Here is a 25,271-nt window from a genome sequence, read left to right as displayed (position 1 = left end):
TAGACACGCAGAACACCTTCATTAAACTGGCTCTGCCGCACGTTCTCCTGCGGTGTCTCCCGGTGTGCGCCAGCGCGCCCGGTATGTCTTTCAGTGCACCCCCTACCCTCTGAGCCAAGGACCGTGATCGACGTGAAGGTCGGCATCCCCCGCGAGGTCAAGAACAACGAGTTCCGGGTGGCCATCACCCCCGCCGGCGTGCACGAGCTGGTGCGCAACGGCCACCAGGTCGTCGTCGAGCGCGGCGCCGGCCTCGGCTCCTCGATCACGGACGAGGAGTACATCGCCGCCGGTGCGGGCATCCTCGACAGCGCCGACGAGGTGTGGGCCACCGCCGACCTGCTGCTGAAGGTCAAGGAGCCCGTCGCGGAGGAGTACCACCGGCTGCGCAAGGACCAGATCCTCTTCACCTACCTGCACCTGGCCGCCTCCCGCGAGTGCACGGACGCCCTCCTGGAGTCCAGCACCACCGCCATCGCGTACGAGACGGTCGAGCTGGCCAACCGCGCGCTGCCGCTGCTCGCCCCGATGTCCGAGGTCGCGGGCCGCCTCGCCCCGCAGGTCGGCGCCTACCACCTGATGCGCCCGGCCGGTGGCCGCGGCGTGCTCCCCGGCGGCGTGCCCGGCGTGACCCCGGCCAAGGCCGTGGTCATCGGCGGCGGCGTCTCCGGCTGGAACGCCGTGCAGATCGCCGTCGGCATGGGCTTCGAGGTGACGCTGCTCGACCGCGACATCAACAAGCTGCGCGAGGCCGACCGGATCTTCGGCAGCAAGGTCAAGGCGATCATGTCCAACGCCTTCGAGCTGGAGAAGGCGGTCCTCGACGCCGACCTCGTCATCGGCGCCGTCCTCATCCCGGGCGCCAAGGCCCCGAAGCTGGTCACCAACGAGATGGTGTCCCGGATGAAGCCCGGAAGTGTCCTTGTCGACATCGCGATCGACCAGGGCGGCTGCTTCGAGGACTCCCGTCCGACCACGCACGCCGAGCCGACCTTCCGGGTGCACAACTCGGTCTTCTACTGCGTCGCCAACATGCCCGGCGCGGTGCCCAACACCTCCACCAACGCGCTCACCAACGCGACGCTTCCCTACATCGTCTCGCTGGCCAACAACGGCTGGGTCGAGGCGCTGCGCCGCGACGCCGCCCTCGCCCGGGGTCTCAACACCCATGACGGCAAGGTGGTCTACAAGGAGGTCGCCGAGGCCCACGGTCTGGACCACGTGAGCATCGACGCGCTGATCGGCTGACACCGACGGCTGCGGCGAGTCGTCAAGTCGTCAGCGTCGTAAAGGCGATTCGTCAACACATCCCGTCAACACCGCGCACCCGGCCGGACCTTGCCCGAAGGTCCGGCCGGATGTGTGTATGGTCACTTTGCGACACTCGGTCAACTCGCCTCGAACGTAACCCTTCGACCGATTCGTACACCGGTGAAACCTGCTGTGCGACGGTCGTACGCCCTTGACAGAGGGATGTTTCATTGTCGACACATCCGGCCGGGTCCGGCGGATTGTGTTGCTGCGGACCGCCGACACGCCATAGAGTCGCCAACCGTCGGCATGGTGCCACGCTGACCTTGTCTAGAAGTTTCCTGGTCACCAAGGAGGTAAGACGACTTGTGAATGAGTCGACATTTTCTCCCGGGGGTGGTCAACCAGGAATGCCGGCACGGGGTCACCAGGACCCCACGGGATTCGAGGCTGTCGGCTCCGTAGCTGTGCGCACCTTCGCAGCCCACCAGAGTCCGGAACCGCAGACGGTCCGGACAGCACACCAGAGCATGGATGGCCATCACGTGAACGCCATGGCCGGCGACGGAAGTGGCGCGCCCCACAACCACTTCGCCGACTACGACGAACTGCCCGAGGGGCACTTCTACGACCCCGACGCCGAGTACGAGCCCGATCCGGAGTACGCGGCCACGCTCGCGCCCGACGCGGCCCGTCAGCGCCGTGAGCGCGTCGGCCCGACCGGGCGCCCGCTGCCGTACTTCCCGATCCCGGGCCCGCTGACCGACCACGGCCCCGCGAAGATCATCGCGATGTGCAACCAGAAGGGCGGCGTCGGCAAGACCACGTCGACCATCAACCTGGGTGCCGCGCTCGCGGAGTACGGCCGGCGTGTGCTGCTCGTGGACTTCGACCCGCAGGGCGCGCTGTCGGTGGGTCTCGGCGTCAACCCGATGGAGCTGGACCTCACGGTCTACAACCTGCTCATGGAGCGGGGCATGTCGGCCGACGAGGTCCTGCTGAAGACGGCGGTCCCCAACATGGACCTGCTGCCCTCCAACATCGACCTGTCCGCCGCCGAGGTGCAGTTGGTCTCCGAGGTCGCGCGCGAGTCGACGCTCCAGCGCGCCCTCAAGCCGCTGATGGACGACTACGACTACATCGTGATCGACTGTCAGCCCTCGCTCGGCCTGCTCACCGTGAACGCGCTCACCGCCGCGCACAAGGTGATCGTGCCGCTGGAGTGCGAGTTCTTCGCGCTGCGCGGTGTGGCCCTGCTGACCGAGACCATCGAGAAGGTCCAGGAGCGGCTCAACCCCGAGCTGGAGCTGGACGGCATCCTCGCCACCATGTACGACTCGCGCACGGTGCACAGCCGTGAGGTGCTCGCGCGCGTGGTCGAGGCGTTCGACGACCACGTGTACCACACGGTCATCGGGCGCACGGTCCGCTTCCCCGAGACCACCGTCGCCGGTGAGCCGATCACCACGTACGCCTCCAACTCCGTCGGTGCCGCCGCCTACCGCCAGCTCGCCAGGGAGGTGCTCGCCCGGTGTCACGCCGAGTGAGTCTGCCCGGAGCCGACGAACTGTTCCGCACGACCGGAGGGATGGCGCTCCAGCCCTCGACCCCCCGGCGGGGGGATGCCAGGGTGCCCGCCCCGGCGGGGGAGAGCGACCCGGCGGCCGCCGCCGCGCAGGCGGAGGACGCGCCGCAGGCGGTGCCCGCGCAGGGCGGCGACGGCGAGGGCGCGGAACACACGGCGGCGGTCGGCCCGGAGTCCTCCGAGACCGGTGAGTCCCGCATCCGGCCCGCGCGGCGGCAGCCGCCGCCGGACGGCTCCGGCGCCGAGCAGCCCCGCAAGCGCGGGCGCGCCGCCTCCCGGCGCCCCAGCGGGCGCGAGCGCCACGACGAGAAGATCACGGTGTACGTCTCCGCCGAGGAACTCATGGACCTCGAGCACGCCCGCCTGGTGCTGCGCGGCGAGCACGGCCTCGCCGTCGACCGCGGCCGCATCGTCCGCGAGGCGGTCGCCGTGGTCCTGGCCGACCTGGAGGCCCGCGGCGAGGCCAGCATCCTGGTCCGCCGCCTTCGGGGGCGCTAGGGCCCGTCTGGCCATTCTCGTCTGCCGCGCGACTCCGGGCGACGACGGGAATTGTCAGACAGGCCCTAGCCGCGCTTTGTCCGCCCGCCCCGATAGCCTGCGACCTCCATGACCCCGAACCACGCCCCCACCCCCGGCCCGAGACGCCCCCTGGGCCGGGGCGTCATGCCTGCGGCGGCGGCTCCGGCAGACCCCGAGCCGGTGACTGGAGCGGCGTCGCCCGCGGGGGTGCCCGAAGCCGTGTCAGGGGGTGGCGACGGGTCGCCCGAGGCGCCTTCCGGCGGGCCGGGCAATCCGTACGGAGCCGCGCGCCCGGCCGCCGCGACTTCGGCGGCTGCCAAGACCGTGCCGGGGGCCGCCGCCCGATCGTCCGTGACGCCTTCCGGCGGGACCGAGCCTGCGACGGAGACCTTCGCCGGGTCATCCGCGCCCGGTGCGCTCCCCGCCGAGCCGGCCGGCGTCCGGGCCGAGGACGACGCCGCCTCGGGTGACTCCGAGGACAACCGGGTCTTCACGGTGCGGCTCGACAACTTCGAGGGGCCCTTCGACCTGCTGTTGCAGCTCATCTCGCGGCACAAGCTGGACGTCACCGAGGTGGCGCTCTCCAAGGTGACCGACGAGTTCATGGGGCACATCCGGGCCATGGGGGCGGAGTGGGACCTTGACCGGACCACCGAGTTCCTGGTGGTTGCCGCCACGTTGCTGGATCTGAAGGCCGCCCGGTTGCTGCCCGCTGCCGAGGTGGAGGACGAGGCGGATCTGGCGTTGCTGGAGGCGCGGGATCTGTTGTTCGCGCGGTTGTTGCAGTACCGGGCCTACAAGCAGATCGCGGATATTTTCAACGAGCGGCTGGAGGACGAGGGCCGCAGGCATCCCCGTACCGTCGGGCTGGAGCCGCACCACGCCGAGCTGCTGCCCGAGGTCGTCATCAGCATCGGACCGGAGGGGTTCGCGCGGCTCGCCGTGAAGGCGATGCAGCCGAAGGCGGAGCCGCAGGTGTACGTCGACCACATCCACGCGCCGCTGGTCAGCGTGCAGGAGCAGGCCGGGATCGTCGTCGCCCGGCTGCGCGAACTCGGCGAGAGCGACTTCCGTGCGCTGGTGGCCGACACCGACGACACCCTCACGGTGGTGGCCCGCTTCCTCGCCCTGCTGGAGCTGTACCGCGAGAAGGCCGTCGCCCTGGAGCAGGAGGCCGCTCTCGGCACCCTGCTGGTCCGCTGGACCGGCGGGGAGAGCGGGGCCGCCCCCAGGGTCACCGACGAGTTCGACCGGCCCCCCGAGAAGGCCCGGGACGAGAAGGCCGAGGAGCAGAAGACGTGAACCACGAGACCGCCGTCGCCGAGCTGGACCTCAAGCCCGCCCTGGAGGCCGTCCTCATGGTCGTGGACGAGCCCGCCTCCGAGGAGCGCCTCGCCCGCCTCCTGGAGCGCCCCAGACGTGCCGTCGCGGACGCGCTGCGCGAGCTGGCCGACGACTACACTGCCCAGGGCCGCGGCTTCGAGCTGCGCTACGTCGCGGGCGGCTGGCGCTTCTACAGCCGCCCCGCCTACGCCCCCGCCGTCGAACGCCTCGCCCTGGAGGGCCAGACCGCCCGCCTCACCCAGGCGGCGCTCGAGACCCTCGCGGTCGTCGCGTACCGCCAGCCGGTCAGCCGCAGCAGGGTCTCGGCGGTGCGCGGGGTCAACTGCGACGGCGTGATGCGGACCCTGCTCCAGCGCGGTCTGGTCCGCGAGGCGGGCGCGGAACCCGAAACAGGTGCGATCCTGTACGTGACGACGGAGTATTTCCTGGAGCGGTTGGGCCTGCGCGGCCTGGACGAGCTTCCGGAGCTGGCCCCCTTCCTCCCGGAAGCGGCGGCGATCGAGGCCGAGAGCCAGGAGGGTGTCCCGTCGTTCGACCCGGACGCGCCCGACGCGCCCGGCGGTCAGTACGCAGACGACTAAGACGGAAACCTTGATGCGAAGCAGCGGCAGCGACAGGAACAGCGGACGCGGGAACCATCGCGGCGCCGGCAACAACCGGGACGAGCGCCAGGGGCAGGGCGGCCGCCCCCGCAAGCCCCGCCCGGAGGAGCGCCGCTACGACGTCGGCCCGGGCGCCACGAAGGACGGCCCCAAGTCGGGCCGGGGCGGCGCGGCGCGCGGCGGCGCCAAGGGCGGCCCCAAGCAGTCCCAGAGCGCCGGGCGCGGCCGTACGGCCCCCGCGCGCTCGCGTGAGTACGAGACCCGGACCGAGGAGCGCAACCGGGAGCGGTACGCGGGCAAGAAGGACGTCAAGCTGCCCAAGACCTTCCCCGGCGCCGAGCAGGAGGGCGAGCGCCTGCAGAAGGTGCTCGCGCGCGCCGGTTACGGCTCCCGCCGTGCCTGCGAGGAGCTGATCGAGCAGGCCCGCGTCGAGATCAACGGCGAGATCGTGCTGGAGCAGGGCCGCCGCGTGGACCCGGAGAAGGACGAGGTCAAGGTCGACGGCCTGACCGTCGCCACGCAGTCGTACCAGTTCTTCTCGCTGAACAAGCCCGCCGGTGTCGTCTCCACCATGGAGGACCCCGAGGGCCGTCAGTGCCTCGGCGACTACGTCACCAACCGTGAGACCCGCCTCTTCCACGTGGGCCGGCTCGACACGGAGACCGAGGGCGTCATCCTGCTCACCAACCACGGCGAGCTGGCGCACCGCCTGACGCACCCCAAGTACGGCGTGCGGAAGACGTACCTCGCGCACATCGTCGGCCCGATCCCGCGCGACCTCGGCAAGCGACTGAAGGACGGCATCCAGCTCGAGGACGGGTACGCCCGCGCGGACCACTTCCGCGTCGTCGAGCAGACCGGCAAGAACTACCTGGTCGAGGTGACCCTGCACGAGGGCCGCAAGCACATCGTGCGCCGGATGCTGGCGGAGGCGGGCTTCCCTGTCGACAAGCTGGTCCGCGTCTCCTTCGGCCCGATCACCCTCGGCGACCAGAAGTCGGGCTGGCTGCGCCGCCTGTCCAACACCGAGGTCGGGATGCTGATGAAGGAAGTCGACCTCTAGGCCGACCCCTGGCCGGGCCTGAGCCTCGGGCCCTTGCCGCCGACGCCGGTCCGGCTTTATGGTCAACCTGACGATTAGTCGGGTGGGCCATGCGGCCGGACCAACGGGGGCCGGGTCGGGGTGCGCCCGGAAGGGCGTACCCATGACCACCACCCCCGCGGGAAAGCGCGCCGCCACCGGTTCCCTGCTCGGCCTCGCCCTCGGTGACGCCCTGGGATTTCCCACCGAGTTCAACGACGTGCCGTCCATCCTCGCCACGTGCGGGCCCTGGCGCGAGAGGGAACTGCCCGGCCGCGCCCTCGTCTCCGACGACACGCAGATGACCCTCGCGCTGGGGCGGGCGCTGCGGACGGCCATGGGGCGGGGGCATCTCGCGCCGCAGCGGCTGGAGAGGCCGCTGCGCGAGGAGTTCGTGGACTGGTACCTGTCGCCCGAGAACAACCGCGCCCCCGGCCGGACCTGCCTGACGGCGTGCGAGCTGCTGCAGGGGGAGTGCCGGGTCTGGCAGGACGCGAGCCAGATCCACTCCAAGGGATGCGGCGCCAACATGCGGGTCGCCCCGCTCGGCCTGGTATCCGGTCTGAGCCCCGAACAGCGCTCCGGCGCAGCCCAGTTGCAGTCCGCCCTCACCCACGGCCACCCCACCGCGCTCGCCGCCTCCGACCTCACCGTGCACGCCGTGTGGCTCCTCGCCCAGGGCACCGACCCCGCCGGCCTGGTCGGCCGCCTGCGCTCCTACGCCCTCGACCACCGCACCCACTACGACCACACCTGGCTCGGCGATCTGTGGACCCGCGCGCAGGACCCGAGCCCCGAGCACTTCATCGCCCGGGGCTGGGACGAGTGTCTGGCGATCCTCGACCGCCTCCGGAGCGCGGTCCGTACCGTCTCCCCGGAGACCGACCCCTGCCTGGCCACCGGTGAGGGCTGGATCGCCGAGGAGGCCCTGGCCACCGGCCTGCTCTGCTTCCTGTGGTTCCCCGCCGACCCCGTCCTCGCCCTGCGCCGAGCCGCCTGCACGGCCGGCGACTCGGACTCCATCGCCTGCCTGACCGGCGCCTTCGCGGGCGCCTGGCTCGGCGCGGACGCGTGGCCGGAGGATTGGGCGGAGCGCATCGAGTACCGGAGCGATCTTCTGGAGCTGGGAACGCTCTGGGATGCTTAGGCCCATGATCGACACTTTCGGCATGGACCTGACGCCCGTGATCGCCGAACAGCCCCATCCCCTGCTGTTCGCGACCGTCTCCGGGGCCCACCTCTACGGTTTCCCGTCCCGGGACTCCGACGTGGACCTGCGCGGTGTCCATCTGCTGCCCGCCGCCGACCTGGTCGGGCTGCGCGAGCCGGAGGAGACCCGCTCGCGGGACTGGGTCCGCGACGGAGTCGAGATGGACCTCGTCACCCACGACCTGCGCAAGTTCGTCCGGCTCATGCTCCGGCGCAACGGCTATGTGCTGGAGCAACTCCTCTCTCCGCTCGTCGTCCACACCACCGACGCCCACGAGGAACTGGCCGCGCTGGCGCCGGGCGTCCTCACCAGCCACCACGCCCACCACTACCGGGGCTTCGCGGCCACCCAGTGGCGGCTGTTCGAGAAGACCGGCGAACTCAAGCCCCTGCTCTACACGTTCCGCGTGCTGCTCACCGGCGTCCATCTGATGGGCAGCGGCGAGGTCGAGGCCCATCTGCCCACGCTGCTCGACCAGTTGGACGCCCCCGGTTATCTGCCCGAGCTGATCGCGGCCAAGGCCGAGCGGGAGCACGGGGAGGCCGAGGTGGACCGCGAGCGCGTACGGGCCGACGTCGAGCGGCTGCACGTCCGGCTGGACGAGGCGCAGGCCGCCTCAGTCCTGCCGGACGCCGTCACCGCCTACGACGCCCTGCACGAGTTCGTGGTGCGCCTGCGGCTCGGCTGACGCCGAGCGGGCCGAGTCCCGGCGCGCGCGGTAGAGGAAGTCGGCCACGCGGGCGTGGTCCGGCTCCGCCGGGAGCGGGGTGCGGCGCAGCGCCTCGTCGGTCTCCTCGGACAGCCGGGCCATGCGGGACTCGATCTCCGGCCAGGGGATCTCGCCCCGCTTCACCGCGAGGAGAGGCTCGCGCTCCGCGCCCGCGTCCAGGCGGAGTTCGCCGGTGCGCAGCAGGTCACGGGCGCTCGTCAGCAGGCGCAGGAGGTGCATCGCGTGCTTCCAGCGGGGGGCACCGGTGGTGCGGACGTCGGCGTCCAGCTTGCGGCGCTGGCCGAGGGCGTACCCGGTGAAGGTGGCGTGGACCCGGCGGGAGAGGAAGGCGTCCCGTAGCGACAGCAACTCGCGCCCGGTGTCGGTCAGTTGCTCCACCAGCGGGGAGTGCAGGCACTCCAGGATGTTCGGGTTGGCGCGCAGGGCCAGCTCGCAGAAGCGCTCCAGCTCCCAGGAGAACTGCTCCTCACCCGGGCCCTCGACATGGGCCGGCGGCTTCTCGAAGCGCCAGAACAGGGGAGTGGGGGCCAGGTAGACGCCCCGCCGGTCGGTGTCGCTCGCGCTGGTCGCCAGGCCGAAGGCGCGTGAGCCCATGACACAGGCGTAGACGGTGTGGTCGCGGACCAGGTCGGCGGGGTGCATGGCGGGAGCGTACGCGGTGGGGTCACCCCAGGGTGATCGAGTTTCCCTGCACCTTGATCGGCTTGGCGGCCAGGGGCTGGGTGGCCGGGCCGCGCACCACCGAGCCGTCGGTGATGCGGAACCTGGAGCCGTGGCAGGAACAGTCCACGGTGCCGTCCGCGACCTGGTTCAGCGCGCAGCCCTGGTGGGGGCAGACAGCCGAGAACGCCCTGTACTCGCCCTTGACCGGCTGTGTCACCACGATCTTCTCGGCCGCGAAGATCTTGCCGCCGCCCTCCGGGATGTCGGCGGTCCGCGCCAGCGCCTGCGCGGCCGGGGCGGAGCCGTTCTCGAGGGAGGCGGGGGTCACGTCGGCGGTGGAGGCCGCCGAGTCGTCGCCACCGCACCCCGCGCAGCAGACGGCGAGCGTGGCGGCGCCCGTCGCGAGAAGCGTGCGCCGTGTCGCGGGCTGGGTCATGTCGTCACTCCGAACGTACGTCGCGCCGTCCGCCGGTGACGGACTGGACGCAAAAGGTGAGGAAAGCCGGATGCCCGGGCATTTTGGCACCGATGCGGGCCGGGACGAAGGAAGCGGCAGCGCCCTGTCACCGGATCGGCCCCTCCGGTGGTCCGTCCCCGCCTCCCGGCCTGACTAGGCTGGACGCCTAGCAGCGCGCCGGGTCCGGTCGGCGCGCGAGCCAGTGAGGAGCAGGGCAGTGGTGGTACGAGCGGTCCGGGGGGCGGTCCCGCGGCGGCGGGGCGAGGCCGGTCACACACGGCGTCCCGACGGCTTTTCCCACGTGAGCGGCGTCCGGCAGCGGGGCGGCGCCCGGTGAGGACCGCACTCGTCATCGGCACCGGCCTCATCGGCACCTCCGCCGCGCTCGCCCTCACCCAGCGGGGCGTCACCGTGCACCTCGCCGACCACGACCCCGAGCACGCCCGCACCGCCGCCGCGCTCGGCGCCGGCACCGACGCGCCGCCCCAGGGCCCGGTCGACCTCGCGATCGTCGCCGCCCCGCCCGCGCACGTCGCCGCAGTGCTCGCCGACGCCATGGGCCGGGGCGTGGCCCGCGGCTACATCGACGTGGCCAGCGTCAAGGGCGGCCCCCGCCGCGAGCTGGAGGCGCTCGGGCTCGACCTCTCCGCGTACATCGGCACCCACCCCATGTCCGGGCGCGAGAAGTCCGGCCCGCTGGCCGCCACCGCCGACCTCTTCGAGGGCCGCCCCTGGGTCCTCACGCCCACCCGCGACACCGACACCGAGGTGCTGAACCTCGCCCTGGAGCTGGTCTCGCACTGCCGCGCCGTGCCGGTCGTCATGGACGCCGACGCCCACGACCGCGCCGTCGCCCTCGTCTCCCACATGCCGCACCTCGTCTCCAGCATGGTCGCGGCGCGTCTGGAGAACGCCGAGGAGGCCGCCGTACGGCTGTGCGGGCAGGGCATCCGGGACGTCACCCGGATCGCCGCCTCCGACCCCCGGATGTGGATCGACATCCTCTCCGCCAACCCCGGCCCCGTCGCCGACCTCCTCGCGGACGTCTCCGCCGACCTGGACGAGACCGTGCGCGCGCTGCGGGCCCTGCAGTCCTCCGACGAGGACAAGCGGCGCGCGGGCGGCGCCGGCATCGAGGACGTACTGCGGCGCGGCAACGCCGGACAGGTCCGGGTGCCCGGCAAGCACGGCTCCGCCCCGCGCGCCTACGAGACCGTCGTCGTCCTCATCGACGACCAGCCGGGACAGCTCGCCCGCATCTTCGCGGACGCGGGCCGCGCCGGGGTCAACGTCGAGGACGTCCGCATCGAGCACGCCACCGGGCAGCAGGCCGGTCTCGTCCAGCTCATGGTCGAGCCCAAGGCGGTGCCCGTCCTGACCGAGGCGCTGCGCGAGCGCGGCTGGGCGCTGCGGCAGTAGCGCGGGTCCGGCGGCGCGGGTCCCGGCCGGTCCCGGGGCTGACGTACGTCCGTACGAGTGACCCACACCCAGTAACCTTGTGCGGGGCGCCCTCGCGTCCCGCACCCCACCGCCCACCCTTCACCAGGAAGGTGCCCTCCCGTGGAAAACGGCGCCGCCCCGACCAAGCCCGTGATCGTCGCGATCGACGGCCCCTCCGGCACGGGCAAGTCGAGCACGTCGAAGGCCGTCGCCGCGCGGCTCGGTCTCAGCTACCTGGACACCGGCGCGCAGTACCGGGCCATCACCTGGTGGATGGTGACCAACGGCATCGACCTGGACGACCCGACCGCGATCGCCGCCGTCGCCGGGAAGCCCGAGATCGTCTCCGGCACCGACCCGTCCGCCCCCACCATCACGGTGGACGGTTACGACGTGGCCGCCCCGATCCGCACCCAGGAGGTCACCTCCAAGGTCAGCGCGGTCAGCGCGGTGCCCGAGGTGCGCACCCGGATCACCGAGCTGCAGCGCACGATCGCCACGTCCGCCGAGCCGGGCATCGTCGTCGAGGGCCGTGACATCGGCACCACCGTGCTGCCCGACGCCGACCTCAAGATCTTCCTCACCGCCTCCCCGGAGGCCCGCGCGGCCCGGCGCAGCGGCGAGCTGAAGGGCGCCGACGTCAACGCCACCCGCGAGGCTCTGATCAAGCGGGACGCGGCCGACTCCAGCCGCAAGACCTCTCCGCTCGCCAAGGCGGACGACGCGGTCGAGGTGGACACCACCGAGCTGACCCTCGCCCAGGTCATCGAGTGCGTCGTCACGCTGGTCGAGGAGAAGCGGGCCGGGAAGTGAGCGACCCGGCTCTGCCCTCGGAGCGGGGCGCCGAGATCGGCCGGCGTATCGGCGTCGGCCTGATGTACGGCCTGTGGCGGCCGCGCGTGCTGGGCGCCTGGAAGGTGCCCGCGAGCGGCCCGGTGATCTTCGCCGTCAACCACTCGCACAACATCGACGGCCCCATGGTCATGGGCGTGGCGCCCCGGCCGACGCACTTCCTGATCAAGCAGGAGGCGTTCACCGGCCCGCTGGACCCCTTCCTGACCGGCATCGGCCAGCTCAAGGTGGACCGCAAGAGCGCCGACCGCACCGCCATCGCCCGGGCGCTCGGCGTCCTGGAGAGCGGCGGCGTGCTGGGCATCTTCCCGGAGGGCACCCGGGGCGAGGGCGACTTCGCCTCGCTGCGCGCGGGACTCGCCTACTTCGCGGTGCGCAGCGGGGCGCCGATCGTGCCCGTGGCCGTGCTCGGCAGCGCCGAGAAGCCCGGGCGTCTGGTCAAGGCCCTGCCGCCGCTGCGCTCGCGCGTGGACGTGGTCTTCGGAGACCCGTTCGAGGCGGGCGACGGCAGCGGGCTGCGTACGCGCAAGGCGCTGGACCAGGCGACCGAGCGCATCCAGAAGCGGCTCACCGCACACCTGGAAAACGCCAGGCGCCTGACCGGGCGCTGGGCGACACTTGAGTAGTGGAACCGGCCCGAATCGGGCCACTTCCACCGATCACCACGAACGACGACGAGGTACGGACTTCATGAACGACCAGAACCAGCCCGACGGCTCGGCCGCGCACGAGTACGAGCACGGGGCTCTCGGCGACGCCGAGTACGCGGAGTTCATGCAGCTCGCCGCGGAAGAGGGCTTCGACATCGAGGACGTCGAGGGCGCCATCGAGGAGGCGGGCCACGGCCCCCTTCCCGTGCTCGCCGTCGTCGGCCGCCCCAATGTCGGCAAGTCGACCCTGGTGAACCGGATCATCGGCCGTCGTGAGGCGGTCGTCGAGGACAAGCCGGGCGTCACCCGCGACCGCGTCACCTATGAGGCGGAGTGGGCGGGCCGTCGTTTCAAGGTGGTCGACACCGGCGGCTGGGAGCAGGACGTCCTCGGTATCGACGCCTCCGTGGCCGCCCAGGCCGAGTACGCGATCGAGGCCGCCGACGCGGTCGTCTTCGTGGTGGACGCCAAGGTCGGCGCCACCGACACCGACGAGGCGGTCGTCCGGCTGCTGCGCAAGGCCGGCAAGCCGGTCGTGCTGGCCGCCAACAAGGTCGACGGCCTCTCCGGCGAGTCCGACGCCGCCTACCTGTGGTCGCTCGGCCTCGGCGAGCCGCACCCGGTCTCCGCGCTGCACGGCCGCGGCACCGGCGACATGCTGGACGCCGTCCTGGAGGCGCTGCCCGAGGCGCCCGCGCAGACCTTCGGGGGTCCCGGTGTCGGCGGCCCCCGCCGCATCGCCCTGATCGGCCGCCCGAACGTCGGCAAGTCCTCCCTGCTGAACAAGGTCGCGGGCGAGGAGCGCGTCGTCGTCAACGAGCTGGCGGGCACCACCCGCGACCCGGTCGACGAGATGATCGAGCTGGGTGGCAAGACCTGGAAGTTCGTGGACACCGCGGGCATCCGCAAGCGTGTCCACCTCCAGCAGGGCGCCGACTACTACGCCTCCCTGCGCACGGCCGCCGCCGTGGAGAAGGCCGAGGTCGCGGTGATCCTGCTGGACGCCTCCGAGAACATCTCGATCCAGGACCAGCGCATCGTCACCATGGCCGTCGAGGCCGGCCGTGCCGTGGTGCTCGCCTTCAACAAGTGGGACACCCTCGACGAGGAGCGCCGCTACTACCTGGAGCGGGAGATCGAGACCGAGCTGGGCCAGGTCGCCTGGGCTCCGCGCGTCAACGTCTCCGCCCGCACCGGCCGCCACATGGAGAAGCTGGTCCCGGCGATCGAGACCGCGCTCGACGGCTGGGAGACCCGCGTCCCCACCGGCCGGCTGAACTCCTTCCTCGGCGAGCTGGCCGCCGCCCACCCGCACCCGGTCCGGGGCGGCAAGCAGCCGCGCATCCTGTTCGGCACCCAGGCGGGCACCAAGCCCCCGCGGTTCGTCCTCTTCGCCTCCGGCTTCATCGAGGCGGGCTACCGGCGCTTCATCGAGCGCCGTCTGCGCGAGGAGTTCGGCTTCGAGGGCACCCCGATCCACATCTCGGTGCGGGTGCGCGAGAAGCGCGGCGCGAAGAAGAAGTAAGGGGTACGACGAAAGGGCGGTCACCGGTTCTCCTCGGAACCGGTGACCGCCCTTCGGCGTCTCCTCAGTTTCCCTGGCGCGGGGCCGGGGGCAGTGCCGCCCGGTCCGGGCGCGGCGCCTCGGGTTCCTGCGGCCGCCCGATCGTGCCGATCCGCTGCCACTGGGACTGCGACTGCTGCCGCGCGCTGTACGCCCCCGCGCTGTAGGCGCTGTAGGAACTGCTGAACGAACCCGGCCGGTGCCCGCCGTACGAACCGGTGCTCTGCGGCAGGCTGCCGAAGGCCGTGAACTCCAGGTCCTCCTCGCCGCTGCGGTCGCCGGGCAGCGTGCGGAAGGTCTTGACCCACTCCGCGTAGAGCGTGTCGTAGATCGGCGTGGCCGAGGGGCCGCCGGTGCCGTCCTGCCCCGGCCGGACGAGCGGTACGGGGGTGAGGGCGGTCGGCCGGCGCTGCGGGGTGTCGTATGCGTGCACGTATGTCCAAACGACGCCGCGTGCAAAGGGATGCGGGGGGCCTGCGGCGCTTCGGGAGTGCTCGGTCGCGGGGGTCCCGCGCTCCCGGCGCGGAGCGGCGCCGCGCGGGCGTGTGAGGGGGCTGCGCGGGCGTGCGGCATCCGCGCGCGGGCGCACGGGCGGCGGGACCGCGCGAGCTGCCCGCCAGGGCTTCGGCACGCGGCCGTGAGGCAGGCGGCGCGGGACCTGGCGCGGCACCCTTCCTCGGACGGCTTCCGTGCGCGGCGTACCGGAGTCGGCCGACGCGGGGGTGGCGTGAGGGGCGGGGGCGGACGCAGGATGCCGGCTCGGGCGGGGCGTACGGGTCCGAGCGGGTCCGTACGCGGCCCGGTGTGCCCGTCCGCCCCCGCGCGTCAGGTTCCGGCGAGGGGCAGCGCGGCGGCGACGAGCTTGCCGGTGGCCGCCGACTTGTCCAGGGCGTCGCGCAGCAGGTCCTCGCGGGGCTGGCGCCCGATGGAGCCGACGGGGGCCGCGAACATCAGCACCTGCTGGTGCTTGTTGGCGGCCGCGCGCCAGCTGTCGGTGACCTGGAGCGGCTGGTGCGCCTGCCACCAGGCCACCTGCTGACCGCTGTTGGGCCCCGGCTGGAGCACCGCGTGGAGCTGGCCCACGGCGAGCAGCACCGACCAGCCGTGCAGGACCGGCGGCACGGACGCCAGCTCGGTCACCGGCATGAAGCCCTGCTCGATGAGGAGCGGCAGGAAGTCGTCGCCGGGCCCGGTGCTGCCCGGGCGCACGATCGGCGCGGTCGGTTCGACGACGAGCGCCGGGTGCAACTCGCCCTCGATCAGGACGAGTCCGCTGGTTACGCCGAGCACGGCGGGCTCGGGCGCGGCCGGGGCGGCGGCCCGGGGCGCCTCGGCGCCGGGGGCCACGCCGTCGCCGATCGAGCGGACGGCGCCCTGCAGTTGCTCCTCGGTGACCTGAACGACCTGCGAGGGCAGGCAGCCCGCGTGGGCGAAGGCCAGGACGGCGGTCTCCTCGCCCACGAACAGCACGGTGCTGGTGCGCTCCAGCTCCGAGTTGCCGGGCGTGCGACAGGAGGTGCAGTCGTAACTGCCCGGGGCGTTCTCTCCGGCGAGCAGCCGGTCGGCTTCTTCGTCGCCGATCTCGGCACGTACGGCGTCACTGACGTCGAGCATGGGCGGCACGGTGACTCCCTCGGGATGCGGTGCTGGGGCCGGCCGGGTCGCTCCCGGTCGCTGAGCCCGGCGTCGCGGGCTCATGAAGAAGACAACGGGCGTCCTGTGGTGGGAGTCACGCCTTCAGGCGAACGTAATCGAACCATCCCGCCGCCGCCGTCACGTTTGGTGCGGAATCGGCCACTCAGCGTCAATTTCGCGCACAGTCAAGGGACTTGAACGAGTGAACTGGGTCACAGTGCTCAAAGGTGACCATCCGTTATGTCATCAGATAGAGGCATCTAGTGGGTGGCCGGAAATCGACGATACCGGCGGTAACAACCAACTGGCCTGGAAAGAAGGGGTGTTGGTTGAAATCCGCGAGCTGTCCTCCCTAGATTCCTCCGCCGTGTGCAACGAGCACCGCTCGGGCAAGTCCGCCGGCCGTCCGTGGTCGGACACGATCGCGTCGGTCGTGGCGGACGGGGCCGGGCGCGAGGAACCGCGGTCCTGTGCGGTGAGGCGCGCCCCGTCCTGGGGGAGCCCGGGTACGTGGAGAGGGAAATGCATGACCGAGTGTGCCGATACCAACCGTCCCGCCGCCCGTCGTGAGGGTGCCCGCAAGGGCCGTACGACGGCCGTCCTCGCCGGAGCGGCGCTCCTGGCCCCGCTGGGCCTGCTGGCCGCGACGGGCAGCGCGGACGCGGCGGACAACGGGGTGTGGGACCGCATCGCCCAGTGCGAGAGCGGCGGCAACTGGCACATCAACACCGGCAACGGCTACTACGGCGGACTCCAGTTCTCGGCGAGCACCTGGCGGGCCTACGGCGGCGCCGCCTACGCGCCGACGGCCGACCAGGCGTCCAGGAGCGCGCAGATCGCCGTCGCCACCAAGGTGCAGAGCGCCCAGGGCTGGGGAGCCTGGCCCGTCTGTTCGGCGCGCGCCGGGGCTTCCGGGGCGGCACCGGCCGCCGCGTCCCAGGGCGCGGTCACGAAGAGCGGCGCGACGGCGAAGCGGACCCCCGCCCAGCCGCAGAAGCCCGCGAAGGCGCCCGAGCGCCCGGCGGAGCACACCGGCCGCAGCGCCACCCGCGGTGCCTACACCGTCCGTGCGGGCGACACGCTGAGCACGATCGCCGCCCGGCACGGCACGACCTGGCGTCAGGTCTTCGCCGACAACCGGAAGGTCATCGGCTCCGACCCGGACCTGATTGTGCCGGGCCAGCGCCTGGCGCTCTGAGCGCGGACGGGCCAAGGCCCCCGGCAGTGACAGCCGCCGTCCCCCGAGGGGCGGCGGCTGTCCGCGTGTGCGGCGGGGGTGTGGTGAATCCGTGAATTTCCTATGAGCCGTCAGGTTCTCCGAGCGGCCGCTGGATTCCCCGTCAAAACAACTTTCGAACCTGTGCGCCGGAATCCGGCCGGAAACGCTCGGCGGGAGAAATTGGGCGGCACGATCCCGCTCCGAGGAAATTCTGTTCGATTGCCCCGACGAGGTGAACGGTAACGCCCATACGTGTGACGGAGTTCGGCGGTAACGGGTGCCGGGAAGCTGTGACAGAAGTGTGACCGGGCGCGGCGCATGACCTCCGCCGGGCCGGGGTTCCGTCACCGCCCGCGGCCGCCTAGCGTGGCCGCATGGCACAGATTCCCGCTCCGCCGCCGGAGCCGAAGGACAGTCCGGACATCTATGTCGGCCTCGACGCCGACAGCGCCGAGCGCCAGGCCCGGGACCGGGGCTGGAGCACCGTACGGTCCCTGCCGCCGGGCACGGTCGTCACCATGGAGTACCGCGTGGGCCGGATCAACTTCGAGGTGGAGGACGGCCGGGTCCGGCGGGCCTGGAAGGGCTGACCGGACCCGGCCGCGAACGCGGACCTCGGGCGGCGCGGCGGCGGGCTCGTGTGCGTACCCGCCCGCCGCCGCGCCGCCCGGCCGTCAGGGGCGGGCCGGCTGGGAGGCGCCGCGCGGCAGCCGGTCGGCGTGCGCCGGACGACGGCTGCCGGCCGGGGTGACCGGGGTGCGCTCCGAGCGGGCCGTGTGCGGACCGGGAGCCAGATGGATCGGGGCGCGTGCGCCGCGCGCGGAGGCCACCGGCTCGCATGCCGGGGGGTGGGCCTCGGACTGCGCGGTCTGCGGCCGCAGCGGCACCGGGGCGACCGGGGTCGCCGGAACCGCCGACGTACGCCCGCGCCGGTCCCGCAGCCGGTCGCGCAGGGCGAACAGGGCGGCCTCGGTCCGGGAGATCAGCGGCTCGAACCAGGGCAGCGCGAGCAGGATCAGCAGACCGGCGGCCCAGCCGAGGAGCACGTCGCTCAGCCAGTGCGTACCGAGGTAGACGGTGGTCAGGCCGACGCCGAGCGAGGTGACGGCCGAGAGCGCGGACAGCCAGCGGCGCGCCCGCGGGGTCGAGGCCAGATACGCCAGGATGCCCCAGGTCACGACCGCGTTCGCGGTGTGACCCGAGGGAAATATGTCTCCGCCCAGACCCATCTCGTTCGAGCCGATCACGGTGGCGTAGTGCGGGCCGAGCCGGCCCATGCCGAGCTTGGCCGCGCCCACCGTGATGTTCAGCAGCAGCAGCGAGGCCGCCAGCGTCAGCAGCGGCCGCAGCGTGTGCTGCCGCCACGAGCGCCAGCCGAGCCACGACGCGACCATGACGGCGGTCGGGCCGCGCTGGCCCAGGACCACGTAGTAGTCGAGGAACGCATGGATCTCCGGCCACTGCTGGTACGGGCGGAAGAACATGACCCGCCAGTCCAGCCGCACCAGCCAGGACGTGGTGATGACGGCCCACACGATCGCCAGGTAGAAGGCCAGGGTCGAGGAGAACAGCACGACCCGGTGCCGGGACATCCGCGGCACGTCGATGTGGGCCGGCCGTTCCGGCTCACGGTCCAGCCTGGCGAACACCCGGTCCAGACGCCGGGTGAGGTTTCGTTCGGTACGCACCCAATCGACGTTACAGCGAGTGAGTGGGGCGCCCGGTCGATACAGAGGCTTTGTGATGACGATGTGATGTGGGAAACCTCTCAGAAGAGGTCCCCAATTCCCGTGATTCGGCAATGACGCCCGGGCTGTTCCTGGAATTGTTTTGGTCATGCCGAAGGGGGGCGGTTTTTGGTCGCTTATGAATTCGTTAACCCGGGCATCGCGGCGAATTCAGGAGACGCTCACCGGACCCGCCGGAGTCGATCATGGTCGCCCGGTGGCGCGGCCGCGGTGCGGGGTCAGGGAGGCCCGGAGCCGTTCAGCCAGAGGGCGCCGTAGACCGCGGCGGCCGTCGCGACCCCCGCCACGACCGCGGCCGCACGTGCCGGACGCGCCGCCGCGAGGGCCCTGGCCAGCGGGAAGAGCACCGGGAAGGCGGGCATCAGCAGCCGGGGCTTGGAGCCGAAGTAGCTCGACGCGCACAGCGCGAGCGCCAGCACCACGCCCGTGTAGACCAGCACCGGGAGCGGCTGCCGCTGGCGCACGCCGGTCAGGTACAGCCGGATCAGCAGGACGACACCGGCGACCAGGGCCGCGCCTCCGAGGGCCGACGGGAAGGACGTGAACATGCCCGCCACGAAGCGCGCGAAGGCGTAGCCGCCGTCGAAGCCGTTGCGCCATCCGGCCTGCACGCGGAGATAGCCGAGCGGCCCGTCCCCGGTGCGCAGGCCCACCCAGAGGACGTAACCGGCGGCGCCGAGGGGAGCGAGCGCCAGGCCGAGAACACGGCGCGCAGAGGTGTCCGCGCCGGGCGCGGGGGAGAGGCTGGGGGCGCGTACGTTTTCACGTGCGCCCTCCGCATCACCCGCGCTCCGGATTCCCCCGCAAGAGGTCACCCCTGAGGTGGCGCCAGTCGACGTCCGGCCGTTCGTCCACGAGGACACTCCCGCCACCCACACCGCCGCGACCACCGCCATGCCCACCGGCCGGGTCAGCCCCGCCAGCGCCGCGAGCAGGCCCGCCGTCACCCAGCGCCCGGTCAGCACCGCGTACAGCGACCAGGCGGCCAGCGCCGTGAACAGCGACTCGCTGTACGCCATCGACTGCACGATCCCCACCGGCAGCAGCGCCCACAGCAGCACCGCGCAGACCCCCGCCCGCGCGCCGTACAGCCGGTCGGCCACCGCGAAGATCCCGCCCGCCGCCGCCGTCGAGGCCAGCAGCGCGACCACGAAACCCGCGTCCGCGTACGACAGCGGCGCCACCGCATGCCCCAGCCGCTCCAGCCAGGGAAGCAGCGGGAAGAACGCCAGGTCGGAGTGGACGTCGCCGTTCGGCAGCCGCACCTGGTAGCCGTAGCCCGAGGCGGCGACTCTGGCGTACCAGAGGGAGTCCCAGCGGGCGGTGAGCAGCGTGTACGCGTCCTTGCCGCGCGCCGCGCTCCAGCCGGCCAGCACGGCCAGGCCCAGCACGCGGATCGCCGCGTAGCCGAGCAGGGCCGGGACCACCCGGCGCGGGAGCGGGGCGCGCGGCGGGGCCGGGCGCGTCACGAGTTCGGTCACGGGCTCGATTATCGACCGGCCCGCACACCGCCCCGGCCGCCCGAACGGTTCCGGGGACCTCCGCCGCCCCCGCGCCGTCCCCTCGTACGCACACGCGCGCGCGAAGAGGCAAGTGGCGTACACCACACGGGTTCGCCCGAGCAGGTGAGAGGTCCACCACGTGAGGCCGGGCCGAACTCGCGTACGCTGACGAGCCACCCGCGTGGGAAAGGCGCGGGCCGGAGCGAACCGCTCTTCTCCGGCCGTACGACGGGGAAATCCCCGACCCCGTCGGTCCGCCGCGCACGAGGGATCATCTGGGAGGTAGTACATGTCCGGGACGACCACGGCCGAAATCGGGCCGTGCCGTCGGACGACCGGGACCGGTGCCAACCGCTGGGTCGTCCTCGTCGTCCTCTGTGTCAGCCTGCTGCTCGTCGCTCTCGACGCCACCGTGCTGCACGTGGCGGTACCCGCCGTCACCGAGGACCTTCGGCCCGGTGCCGAACAACTGCTCTGGATCGTCGACGTCTATCCGCTGGTCTGCGCCTCGCTGCTGATCCTCTTCGGCACGCTGGGCGACCGCGTCGGACGCAGACGCGTGCTGCTGCTCGGCTACGCCCTCTTCGGTGTCGCCTCGGCCGTCGCCGCGCTGTCCCACAGTGCCGACACCCTGATCTTCGCCCGCGCGCTGCTCGGCGTCGGTGGTGCCATGATCATGCCCGCCACGCTCTCGATCCTGCGCCAGGTCTTCCCCGACCGGCGCGAGCGTGCGCTCGCCATCGGCATCTGGAGCGCGGTCGCCGCCGTCGGCGCGGCCGTCGGACCGCTGCTCGGCGGCTTCCTGCTCGAGCACTTCTGGTGGGGCTCGGTCTTCCTGGTCAACATCCCGCTGATGCTGGTGAGCCTGCCCATCGGCCGGATGCTGCTGCCCGAGTCGCGCGGCGAGCGCGACGGCCCCTGGGACGTGCTCGGCGCGCTGATGGCGGCGGCCGGACTCTTCGGCGTCGTCCTCGGCGTGAAGCGGCTCGGCGGCGGCGACGCGCCCCTGAGCGTCCTCACCCTGCTGCCGCTGCTCGTCGGCGCGGTGCTGCTGGTCCTCTTCGTCCGCCGCCAGGGCCGCCGCACGCACCCCCTGGTCGACCTGCGCATGTTCCGGCGTCCCGCGTTCAGCACCTCCGTGGGCTGCATCGTCCTGGCGATGCTCGCCCTCGTCGGCCTGGAGCTGATCGCGGCGCAGTATCTGCAACTGGTCCTCGGGCTGTCCCCGCTGGCCACCGGGCTGCGGCTGCTGCCCCTGACCGCCGCCGCGATGGCCGCGGGCCTGGCGGGCGCCCGGATGTTGCGCCGGCTCGGCCCGCGCCGGATGGTCGTCTCCGGTTTCTGTCTCACCGCCGCCGCCGTCGTCCTGCTGACGGCGATGGGCGGCCAGGACAACACCCCGCTGCTGCTCTCGGGCTTCGTACTGCTCGGCTTCGGCCTGGAGACCACGCTCTTCGGGGCGTACGAGTCGATGCTCAGCGAGGCCCCCGCCGACCGCGCGGGCGGTGCCGCCGCGATCGGCGAGACCTCCTACCAGCTCGGCGCGGGCATCGGCATCGCCCTGCTCGGCAGCGTCATGAACCGTGCCTACGCCCCCGCTCTCACCTCCGTGCCCGGCGTCCCCGCCTCCGACCGGGCGGCGGCCGGGCACTCGCTGGGCGAGGCGTACGAGATCGCCGGACGGCTCGGCGGCTCCGCCGGGGAGGCGCTGCGCCAGGCCGCGCGCGACTCCTTCGTGCACGGACTGCATGTGACGCTGCTGGTCAGTGCCGGTCTGCTGCTGCTCGGCGCGGTGATGGCGCTGCGGCTGCCCCAGGCGATGAACTGCCCGCCGGAGAGCGGCGCGGTGGACGGCGCGGACGGCCCCGTCGCGGACCGGGTCGGGGTGACGGAGCTGCCCGGACCCGTCGGCGCCGCCCTGTCGGAACCGCTGGTGTCCCGTGCGGCCGAGCCCGCCGCGTCCACCGTGACCGAGCTGCCCCCGCCCCGCGAGCCGGGCAAACCGAGGGCGATCGCCTGACCTCGGGCGGGCCGCCCTGGACGCCGGGCGGCCCGCGTCGTAACGTCGGCCGGAGCATTCCGACTAGCGCCGCTAGTTTTCCGTGTGCCCACTGTGCCGGAGGGTGTTCCATGTCCGCGTCCGTGAAGCTGCCCCCGTTCGATCCCGCCGACCCGCTCGGCATCGACGACCTCCTCGAACCGGAGGACCTGGCCGTCCGGGACACCGTGCGCGGCTGGGCCGCGGACCGGGTGCTGCCCCACGTCGCCGAGTGGTACGAGAAGGGCGAGCTGCCGGTCGTCCGCGAGCTGGCCCGGGAGCTGGGCTCGATCGGCGCGCTCGGCATGTCGCTCACCGGGTACGGCTGCGCGGGCGCGTCGGCGGTGCAGTACGGCCTCGCCTGCCTGGAGCTGGAGGCCGCCGACTCGGGCATCCGCTCGCTGGTCTCGGTGCAGGGCTCCCTTGCCATGTACGCGATCCACCGCTACGGCAGCGAGGAGCAGAAGACCGAGTGGCTGCCCCGCATGGCCTCCGGCGAGGTCATCGGCTGCTTCGGGCTCACCGAACCCGACCACGGCTCCGACCCCGCCGGGATGCGCACCTTCGCCAAGCGCGACGGTGACGACTGGGTGCTCAGCGGGCGGAAGATGTGGATCACCAACGGCTCGGTCGCCGGGGTGGCCGTCGTCTGGGCGCGTACCGAGGACGGCATCCGGGGCTTCGTCGTCCCCACCGACCGGCCCGGTTTCTCGGCGCCCGAGATCAAGCACAAGTGGTCCCTGCGCGCTTCGGTGACCAGCGAACTCGTCCTCGACGACGTACGGCTGCCCGCCGACGCGGTGCTGCCGGAGGTCACCGGGCTGCGCGGGCCGCTCGGCTGCCTCTCGCACGCCCGGTACGGCATCGTCTGGGGTGCGATGGGCGCCGCGCGCAGCAGCTTCGAGGCGGCGCTGGACTACGCGCGGACGCGGGAGCAGTTCGGGCGGCCCATCGGCGGATTCCAGCTCACCCAGGCCAAGCTCGCCGACATGGCGGTGGAACTGCACAAGGGAATTCTGCTCGCCCACCATTTGGGGCGGCGCATGGACGCCGGCCGCCTGCGTCCCGAGCAGGTCAGCTTCGGCAAGCTCAACAACGTCCGCGAGGCCATCGAGATCTGCCGCACGGCGCGGACGATCCTCGGTGCCAACGGGATCTCCCTCGAATATCCCGTGATGCGGCACGCGACCAATCTGGAGTCGGTGCTCACCTACGAGGGCACCGTCGAAATGCACCAGCTCGTGCTGGGCAAGGCGCTCACCGGGCTCGATGCCTTCCGGTGAGCCCCCGAGGGGGCGGGGCCGCGGTGAACGGCCCCGCCTCAGCTCTGGTTGAAGAAGCCGTCCTCGCGACGGCCCGCGGGCTCGCCGCTGACGACCTCGGTGTGGGCGGGCGTGAGCAGGAAGACCCGCGTGGCGACCCGTTCGATCGTGCCGCGCAGGCCGAAGGTCAGACCGGCGGCGAAGTCCACGACGCGCTTGGCGTCGGTGGCCTCCATCGCCGTGAGGTTCATGATGACCGGGACGCCGTCCCGGAACATCTCGCCGATGGCGCGGGCGTCCCGGAAGCTGTCCGGGGTGACCGTGCCGATCCGGCGGCCCCTGTCCTCGGCCGTGTCCGTGGCGACCTTGACGCGCGGGTCCGTGACCCAGGCGTCCGCGGACTGAGCGCCCTCGGAGTAGTCGTCGTCGTAGTAACGCTCGTCATCGTTGTCGTCGACCAGGCCGAGCCACGCGCTCGCCTTGCGTACCGATCCCATGGACGCCTCCTCTCTCAGCGGTTTCTTTTGCTCTTCCCATCCCTATGGTCATCCATGATGCTGACAGCGCGCCAAGTGGATAGTCGGCGCGCGGGGGGTTTGTGACGGTACTGGTGCGCGGTCCATACGTCGAGAGCCCTTGTGTCACAAGGGCTCCGACTCGTACGGCTGCTGACTGAGAGTGAAATATGATTGTTCGCGGCGGATGGGTGATGTGTGGTGTGTCAGGGTGAACGAACTGCCCTGTGCGCCCTGATCGTCCGCTGGTATGAAGGTATGCGATGGAGTATGACGAGCCGTCAGGTCAACGTCAGTTCTTCAGCTCCGGCGGAGAGATCCGGGACGTGTCGATCGCCGAGCCCGTCGTCCCCCACTTCTTCAGGATGCGGGCGTACGTCCCGTCCTTGATGAGCCGGTTCACCGCGGCCTGGAAGGCGGGCGCGAGCGGGGTCCCCTTCTTGAAGGCGAAGCCGACGTCGAGCCGGTGGTACTCGTTGAGGAACTTCAGGCCCGGCTGGTGCGCGACGGCGTAGCGCAGCCCGTTGATCGTGGACATCACGACATCGCTGCGGCCCTGCTGGAGCGAGGACCAGATCGCGCTCTGCTCGGCGTACGTCTGCACGTGGTACGCCTTCTTGCCCGCGTCCGTGCACACGTGCGTGTTCTGCTCCAGCGTGGCCTCGAAGGTGGTGCCGGCGCTGGTCGCGATGTCCAGACCGCAGAGCTGCTTCAGATCGGTGATCCTGGCGAGCTTGCTGTCCTTGCGGGTGGCGAAGCCCTGCCCGTCGTTGACGTAGGTGACGAAGTCGATCGTCCTGCGCCGCTCGTCGGTGACACCGAAGTTGCTGGCTCCGACGTCGTACTTGCCGCTCTCCAGCGCCGGGAGGATCGCCTCGAAGCTCGCCTGCTCGATCTTGAGTCTGATGCCGAGCACCTTGGCGGCCGCCTCGGCGAAGTCGACGTCCTGGCCGGTCAGGGTGGTGCCGTCGGCGAGATACGTGGTGCCCGGCGGGGTGCCGCCGACGGCTACCGCGACGGTCAGACGGGTGGTGCCCGGCGGCAGCAGCTTCGCGGCCGCAGGGTCCTTGGCGATCCGGGAGACGACATCGGTGGTGGGGACCGCGTCCGTCCCGGCCGCGACGGGGGTGCCGGAGTCGCCGGAGGCACCCGAACCGCAGGCGGTCAGCAGCAGCACGGCGGAGGCGAGGGCGGCGACAGGGGCGAGGAGCCGGCGGGCGGGCGCGGACGGGCGGCGCGTGGGCGCGGGGAAGCGGCGCGCGGGCATGGCGAGGTGACGCGTGGGCGCGGGCATCGGGAAGCGGTCTCCTGGAGGAAGAGGAAGGCGAGCCGGACGCGAGAGGAGGAGGCGGTGGGACGGCGGGCGCGAGGGGAGGGGTGAGTGCGGAGGCAGGGCGCGCGCGT

General features: G+C 72.2%; 24 protein-coding genes. 16 read left to right on the top strand and 8 right to left on the bottom strand.

Annotated elements, in window-relative coordinates; genetic code table 11:
• Positions 1–123 precede the first annotated feature (123 nt).
• The 8 genes from ald to ACWEEU_RS23680 all read left to right on the top strand — a co-directional run bounded on the left by ald (position 124) and on the right by ACWEEU_RS23680 (position 8,280).
• A complete protein-coding gene (ald, locus tag ACWEEU_RS23715; protein WP_451734794.1) occupies positions 124–1,248 on the top strand; it encodes an alanine dehydrogenase in 1,125 nt (374 codons plus the stop codon).
• 413 nt (positions 1,249–1,661) lie between these two features.
• Complete coding sequence (locus ACWEEU_RS23710; protein WP_078496114.1) at positions 1,662–2,798, top strand: ParA family protein; 1,137 nt, start codon at positions 1,662–1,664, stop codon at positions 2,796–2,798.
• Positions 2,783–3,334, top strand: a complete 552-nt coding sequence (locus ACWEEU_RS23705; protein WP_451734791.1) for a hypothetical protein — start codon at positions 2,783–2,785, stop codon at positions 3,332–3,334. Before ACWEEU_RS23710 ends, ACWEEU_RS23705 begins: the two co-directional genes overlap by 16 nt.
• A gap of 372 nt (positions 3,335–3,706) precedes the next feature.
• Complete coding sequence (locus ACWEEU_RS23700) at positions 3,707–4,657, top strand: segregation and condensation protein A (protein ID WP_451734789.1); 951 nt, start codon at positions 3,707–3,709, stop codon at positions 4,655–4,657.
• A complete protein-coding gene (gene scpB, locus ACWEEU_RS23695) occupies positions 4,654–5,280 on the top strand; it encodes an SMC-Scp complex subunit ScpB (protein ID WP_451734787.1) in 627 nt (208 codons plus the stop codon). Before ACWEEU_RS23700 ends, scpB begins: the two co-directional genes overlap by 4 nt.
• Before the next feature lie 13 nt (positions 5,281–5,293).
• Positions 5,294–6,364: a pseudouridine synthase gene (locus ACWEEU_RS23690; RefSeq protein WP_385747070.1), complete on the top strand. Its 1,071-nt coding sequence runs from the start codon at positions 5,294–5,296 to the stop codon at positions 6,362–6,364.
• A 142-nt stretch (positions 6,365–6,506) separates the two neighbouring features.
• Positions 6,507–7,529: an ADP-ribosylglycohydrolase family protein gene (locus tag ACWEEU_RS23685; RefSeq protein WP_451734785.1), complete on the top strand. Its 1,023-nt coding sequence runs from the start codon at positions 6,507–6,509 to the stop codon at positions 7,527–7,529.
• A 4-nt stretch (positions 7,530–7,533) separates the two neighbouring features.
• Positions 7,534–8,280 (top strand): nucleotidyltransferase domain-containing protein, encoded by a 747-nt coding sequence (locus tag ACWEEU_RS23680; RefSeq protein ID WP_451734783.1) that lies wholly within the window; start codon positions 7,534–7,536, stop codon positions 8,278–8,280.
• On the opposite strand, the gene ACWEEU_RS23675 is transcribed toward ACWEEU_RS23680, so the two are convergent.
• Positions 8,209–8,964 carry a nucleotidyltransferase domain-containing protein gene (locus ACWEEU_RS23675; protein WP_451734782.1) on the bottom strand — a complete coding sequence of 252 codons (756 nt, stop codon included), beginning with the start codon at positions 8,962–8,964 and terminating at the stop codon, positions 8,209–8,211. The genes ACWEEU_RS23680 and ACWEEU_RS23675 overlap by 72 nt on opposite strands.
• Positions 8,965–8,986: 22 nt before the next feature.
• Complete coding sequence (locus ACWEEU_RS23670) at positions 8,987–9,421, bottom strand: Rieske (2Fe-2S) protein (RefSeq protein WP_385747063.1); 435 nt, start codon at positions 9,419–9,421, stop codon at positions 8,987–8,989.
• Positions 9,422–9,775: 354 nt separating this feature from the next.
• Here ACWEEU_RS23670 and ACWEEU_RS23665 point away from each other — a divergent pair, with 354 nt between their 5' ends.
• From ACWEEU_RS23665 to der, 4 genes are all read left to right on the top strand, one after another.
• Complete coding sequence (locus ACWEEU_RS23665; protein ID WP_385747062.1) at positions 9,776–10,861, top strand: prephenate dehydrogenase; 1,086 nt, start codon at positions 9,776–9,778, stop codon at positions 10,859–10,861.
• Positions 10,862–11,002: 141 nt separating this feature from the next.
• Positions 11,003–11,695 (top strand): (d)CMP kinase, encoded by a 693-nt coding sequence (gene cmk / locus ACWEEU_RS23660; RefSeq protein WP_451734779.1) that lies wholly within the window; start codon positions 11,003–11,005, stop codon positions 11,693–11,695.
• Positions 11,696–11,757: 62 nt separating this feature from the next.
• Complete coding sequence (locus ACWEEU_RS23655; protein WP_451734823.1) at positions 11,758–12,360, top strand: lysophospholipid acyltransferase family protein; 603 nt, start codon at positions 11,758–11,760, stop codon at positions 12,358–12,360.
• 64 nt (positions 12,361–12,424) lie between these two features.
• Entirely contained in the window at positions 12,425–13,909 is a 1,485-nt protein-coding gene (gene der / locus ACWEEU_RS23650) for a ribosome biogenesis GTPase Der (RefSeq protein ID WP_385747058.1), read from the top strand.
• A gap of 64 nt (positions 13,910–13,973) precedes the next feature.
• On the opposite strand, the gene ACWEEU_RS23645 is transcribed toward der, so the two are convergent.
• Together ACWEEU_RS23645 and ACWEEU_RS23640 are read right to left on the bottom strand one after the other, a co-directional pair.
• The gene (locus ACWEEU_RS23645) at positions 13,974–14,381 is read right to left on the bottom strand and encodes a hypothetical protein (RefSeq protein WP_451734777.1); all 408 of its coding nucleotides are present in this window, start codon (positions 14,379–14,381) and stop codon (positions 13,974–13,976) included.
• A gap of 392 nt (positions 14,382–14,773) precedes the next feature.
• Positions 14,774–15,571: a hypothetical protein gene (locus ACWEEU_RS23640; protein WP_451734775.1), complete on the bottom strand. Its 798-nt coding sequence runs from the start codon at positions 15,569–15,571 to the stop codon at positions 14,774–14,776.
• 538 nt (positions 15,572–16,109) lie between these two features.
• Between ACWEEU_RS23640 and ACWEEU_RS23635 the strand changes: the two genes are divergently transcribed.
• The gene (locus ACWEEU_RS23635) at positions 16,110–16,781 is read left to right on the top strand and encodes a transglycosylase family protein (RefSeq protein WP_451734774.1); all 672 of its coding nucleotides are present in this window, start codon (positions 16,110–16,112) and stop codon (positions 16,779–16,781) included.
• Between the two features lie 395 nt (positions 16,782–17,176).
• Positions 17,177–17,392 carry an I78 family peptidase inhibitor gene (locus tag ACWEEU_RS23630; RefSeq protein WP_451734772.1) on the top strand — a complete coding sequence of 72 codons (216 nt, stop codon included), beginning with the start codon at positions 17,177–17,179 and terminating at the stop codon, positions 17,390–17,392.
• An 84-nt stretch (positions 17,393–17,476) separates the two neighbouring features.
• Here ACWEEU_RS23630 and ACWEEU_RS23625 read toward each other — a convergent pair whose 3' ends face one another.
• Positions 17,477–18,490: a phosphatase PAP2 family protein gene (locus tag ACWEEU_RS23625; RefSeq protein ID WP_385751240.1), complete on the bottom strand. Its 1,014-nt coding sequence runs from the start codon at positions 18,488–18,490 to the stop codon at positions 17,477–17,479.
• A gap of 278 nt (positions 18,491–18,768) precedes the next feature.
• Positions 18,769–20,031, bottom strand: coding sequence for a glycosyltransferase family 39 protein (locus ACWEEU_RS23620; RefSeq protein ID WP_451734770.1), 1,263 nt, complete (start codon positions 20,029–20,031; stop codon positions 18,769–18,771).
• Positions 20,032–20,341: 310 nt separating this feature from the next.
• Here ACWEEU_RS23620 and ACWEEU_RS23615 point away from each other — a divergent pair, with 310 nt between their 5' ends.
• Together ACWEEU_RS23615 and ACWEEU_RS23610 are read left to right on the top strand one after the other, a co-directional pair.
• Positions 20,342–22,072, top strand: coding sequence for an MFS transporter (locus tag ACWEEU_RS23615; protein ID WP_385751237.1), 1,731 nt, complete (start codon positions 20,342–20,344; stop codon positions 22,070–22,072).
• Between the two features lie 110 nt (positions 22,073–22,182).
• A complete protein-coding gene (locus ACWEEU_RS23610) occupies positions 22,183–23,373 on the top strand; it encodes an acyl-CoA dehydrogenase family protein (protein WP_385751235.1) in 1,191 nt (396 codons plus the stop codon).
• A 38-nt stretch (positions 23,374–23,411) separates the two neighbouring features.
• Here the strand turns inward: ACWEEU_RS23610 and ACWEEU_RS23605 are convergent, their stop codons facing one another.
• Together ACWEEU_RS23605 and ACWEEU_RS23600 are read right to left on the bottom strand one after the other, a co-directional pair.
• Entirely contained in the window at positions 23,412–23,849 is a 438-nt protein-coding gene (locus ACWEEU_RS23605; RefSeq protein WP_385744352.1) for a cell division protein SepF, read from the bottom strand.
• Positions 23,850–24,159: 310 nt separating this feature from the next.
• Positions 24,160–25,161 carry an ABC transporter substrate-binding protein gene (locus ACWEEU_RS23600; protein WP_451734767.1) on the bottom strand — a complete coding sequence of 334 codons (1,002 nt, stop codon included), beginning with the start codon at positions 25,159–25,161 and terminating at the stop codon, positions 24,160–24,162.
• Positions 25,162–25,271: the final 110 nt, after the last annotated feature.

The sequence above is a fragment of the Streptomyces sp. NPDC005004 genome, assembly GCF_053600675.1.
The sequence above is the reverse complement of the archived record's forward strand: the minus strand, read 5'-3'. Positions and strand labels throughout refer to the sequence as shown.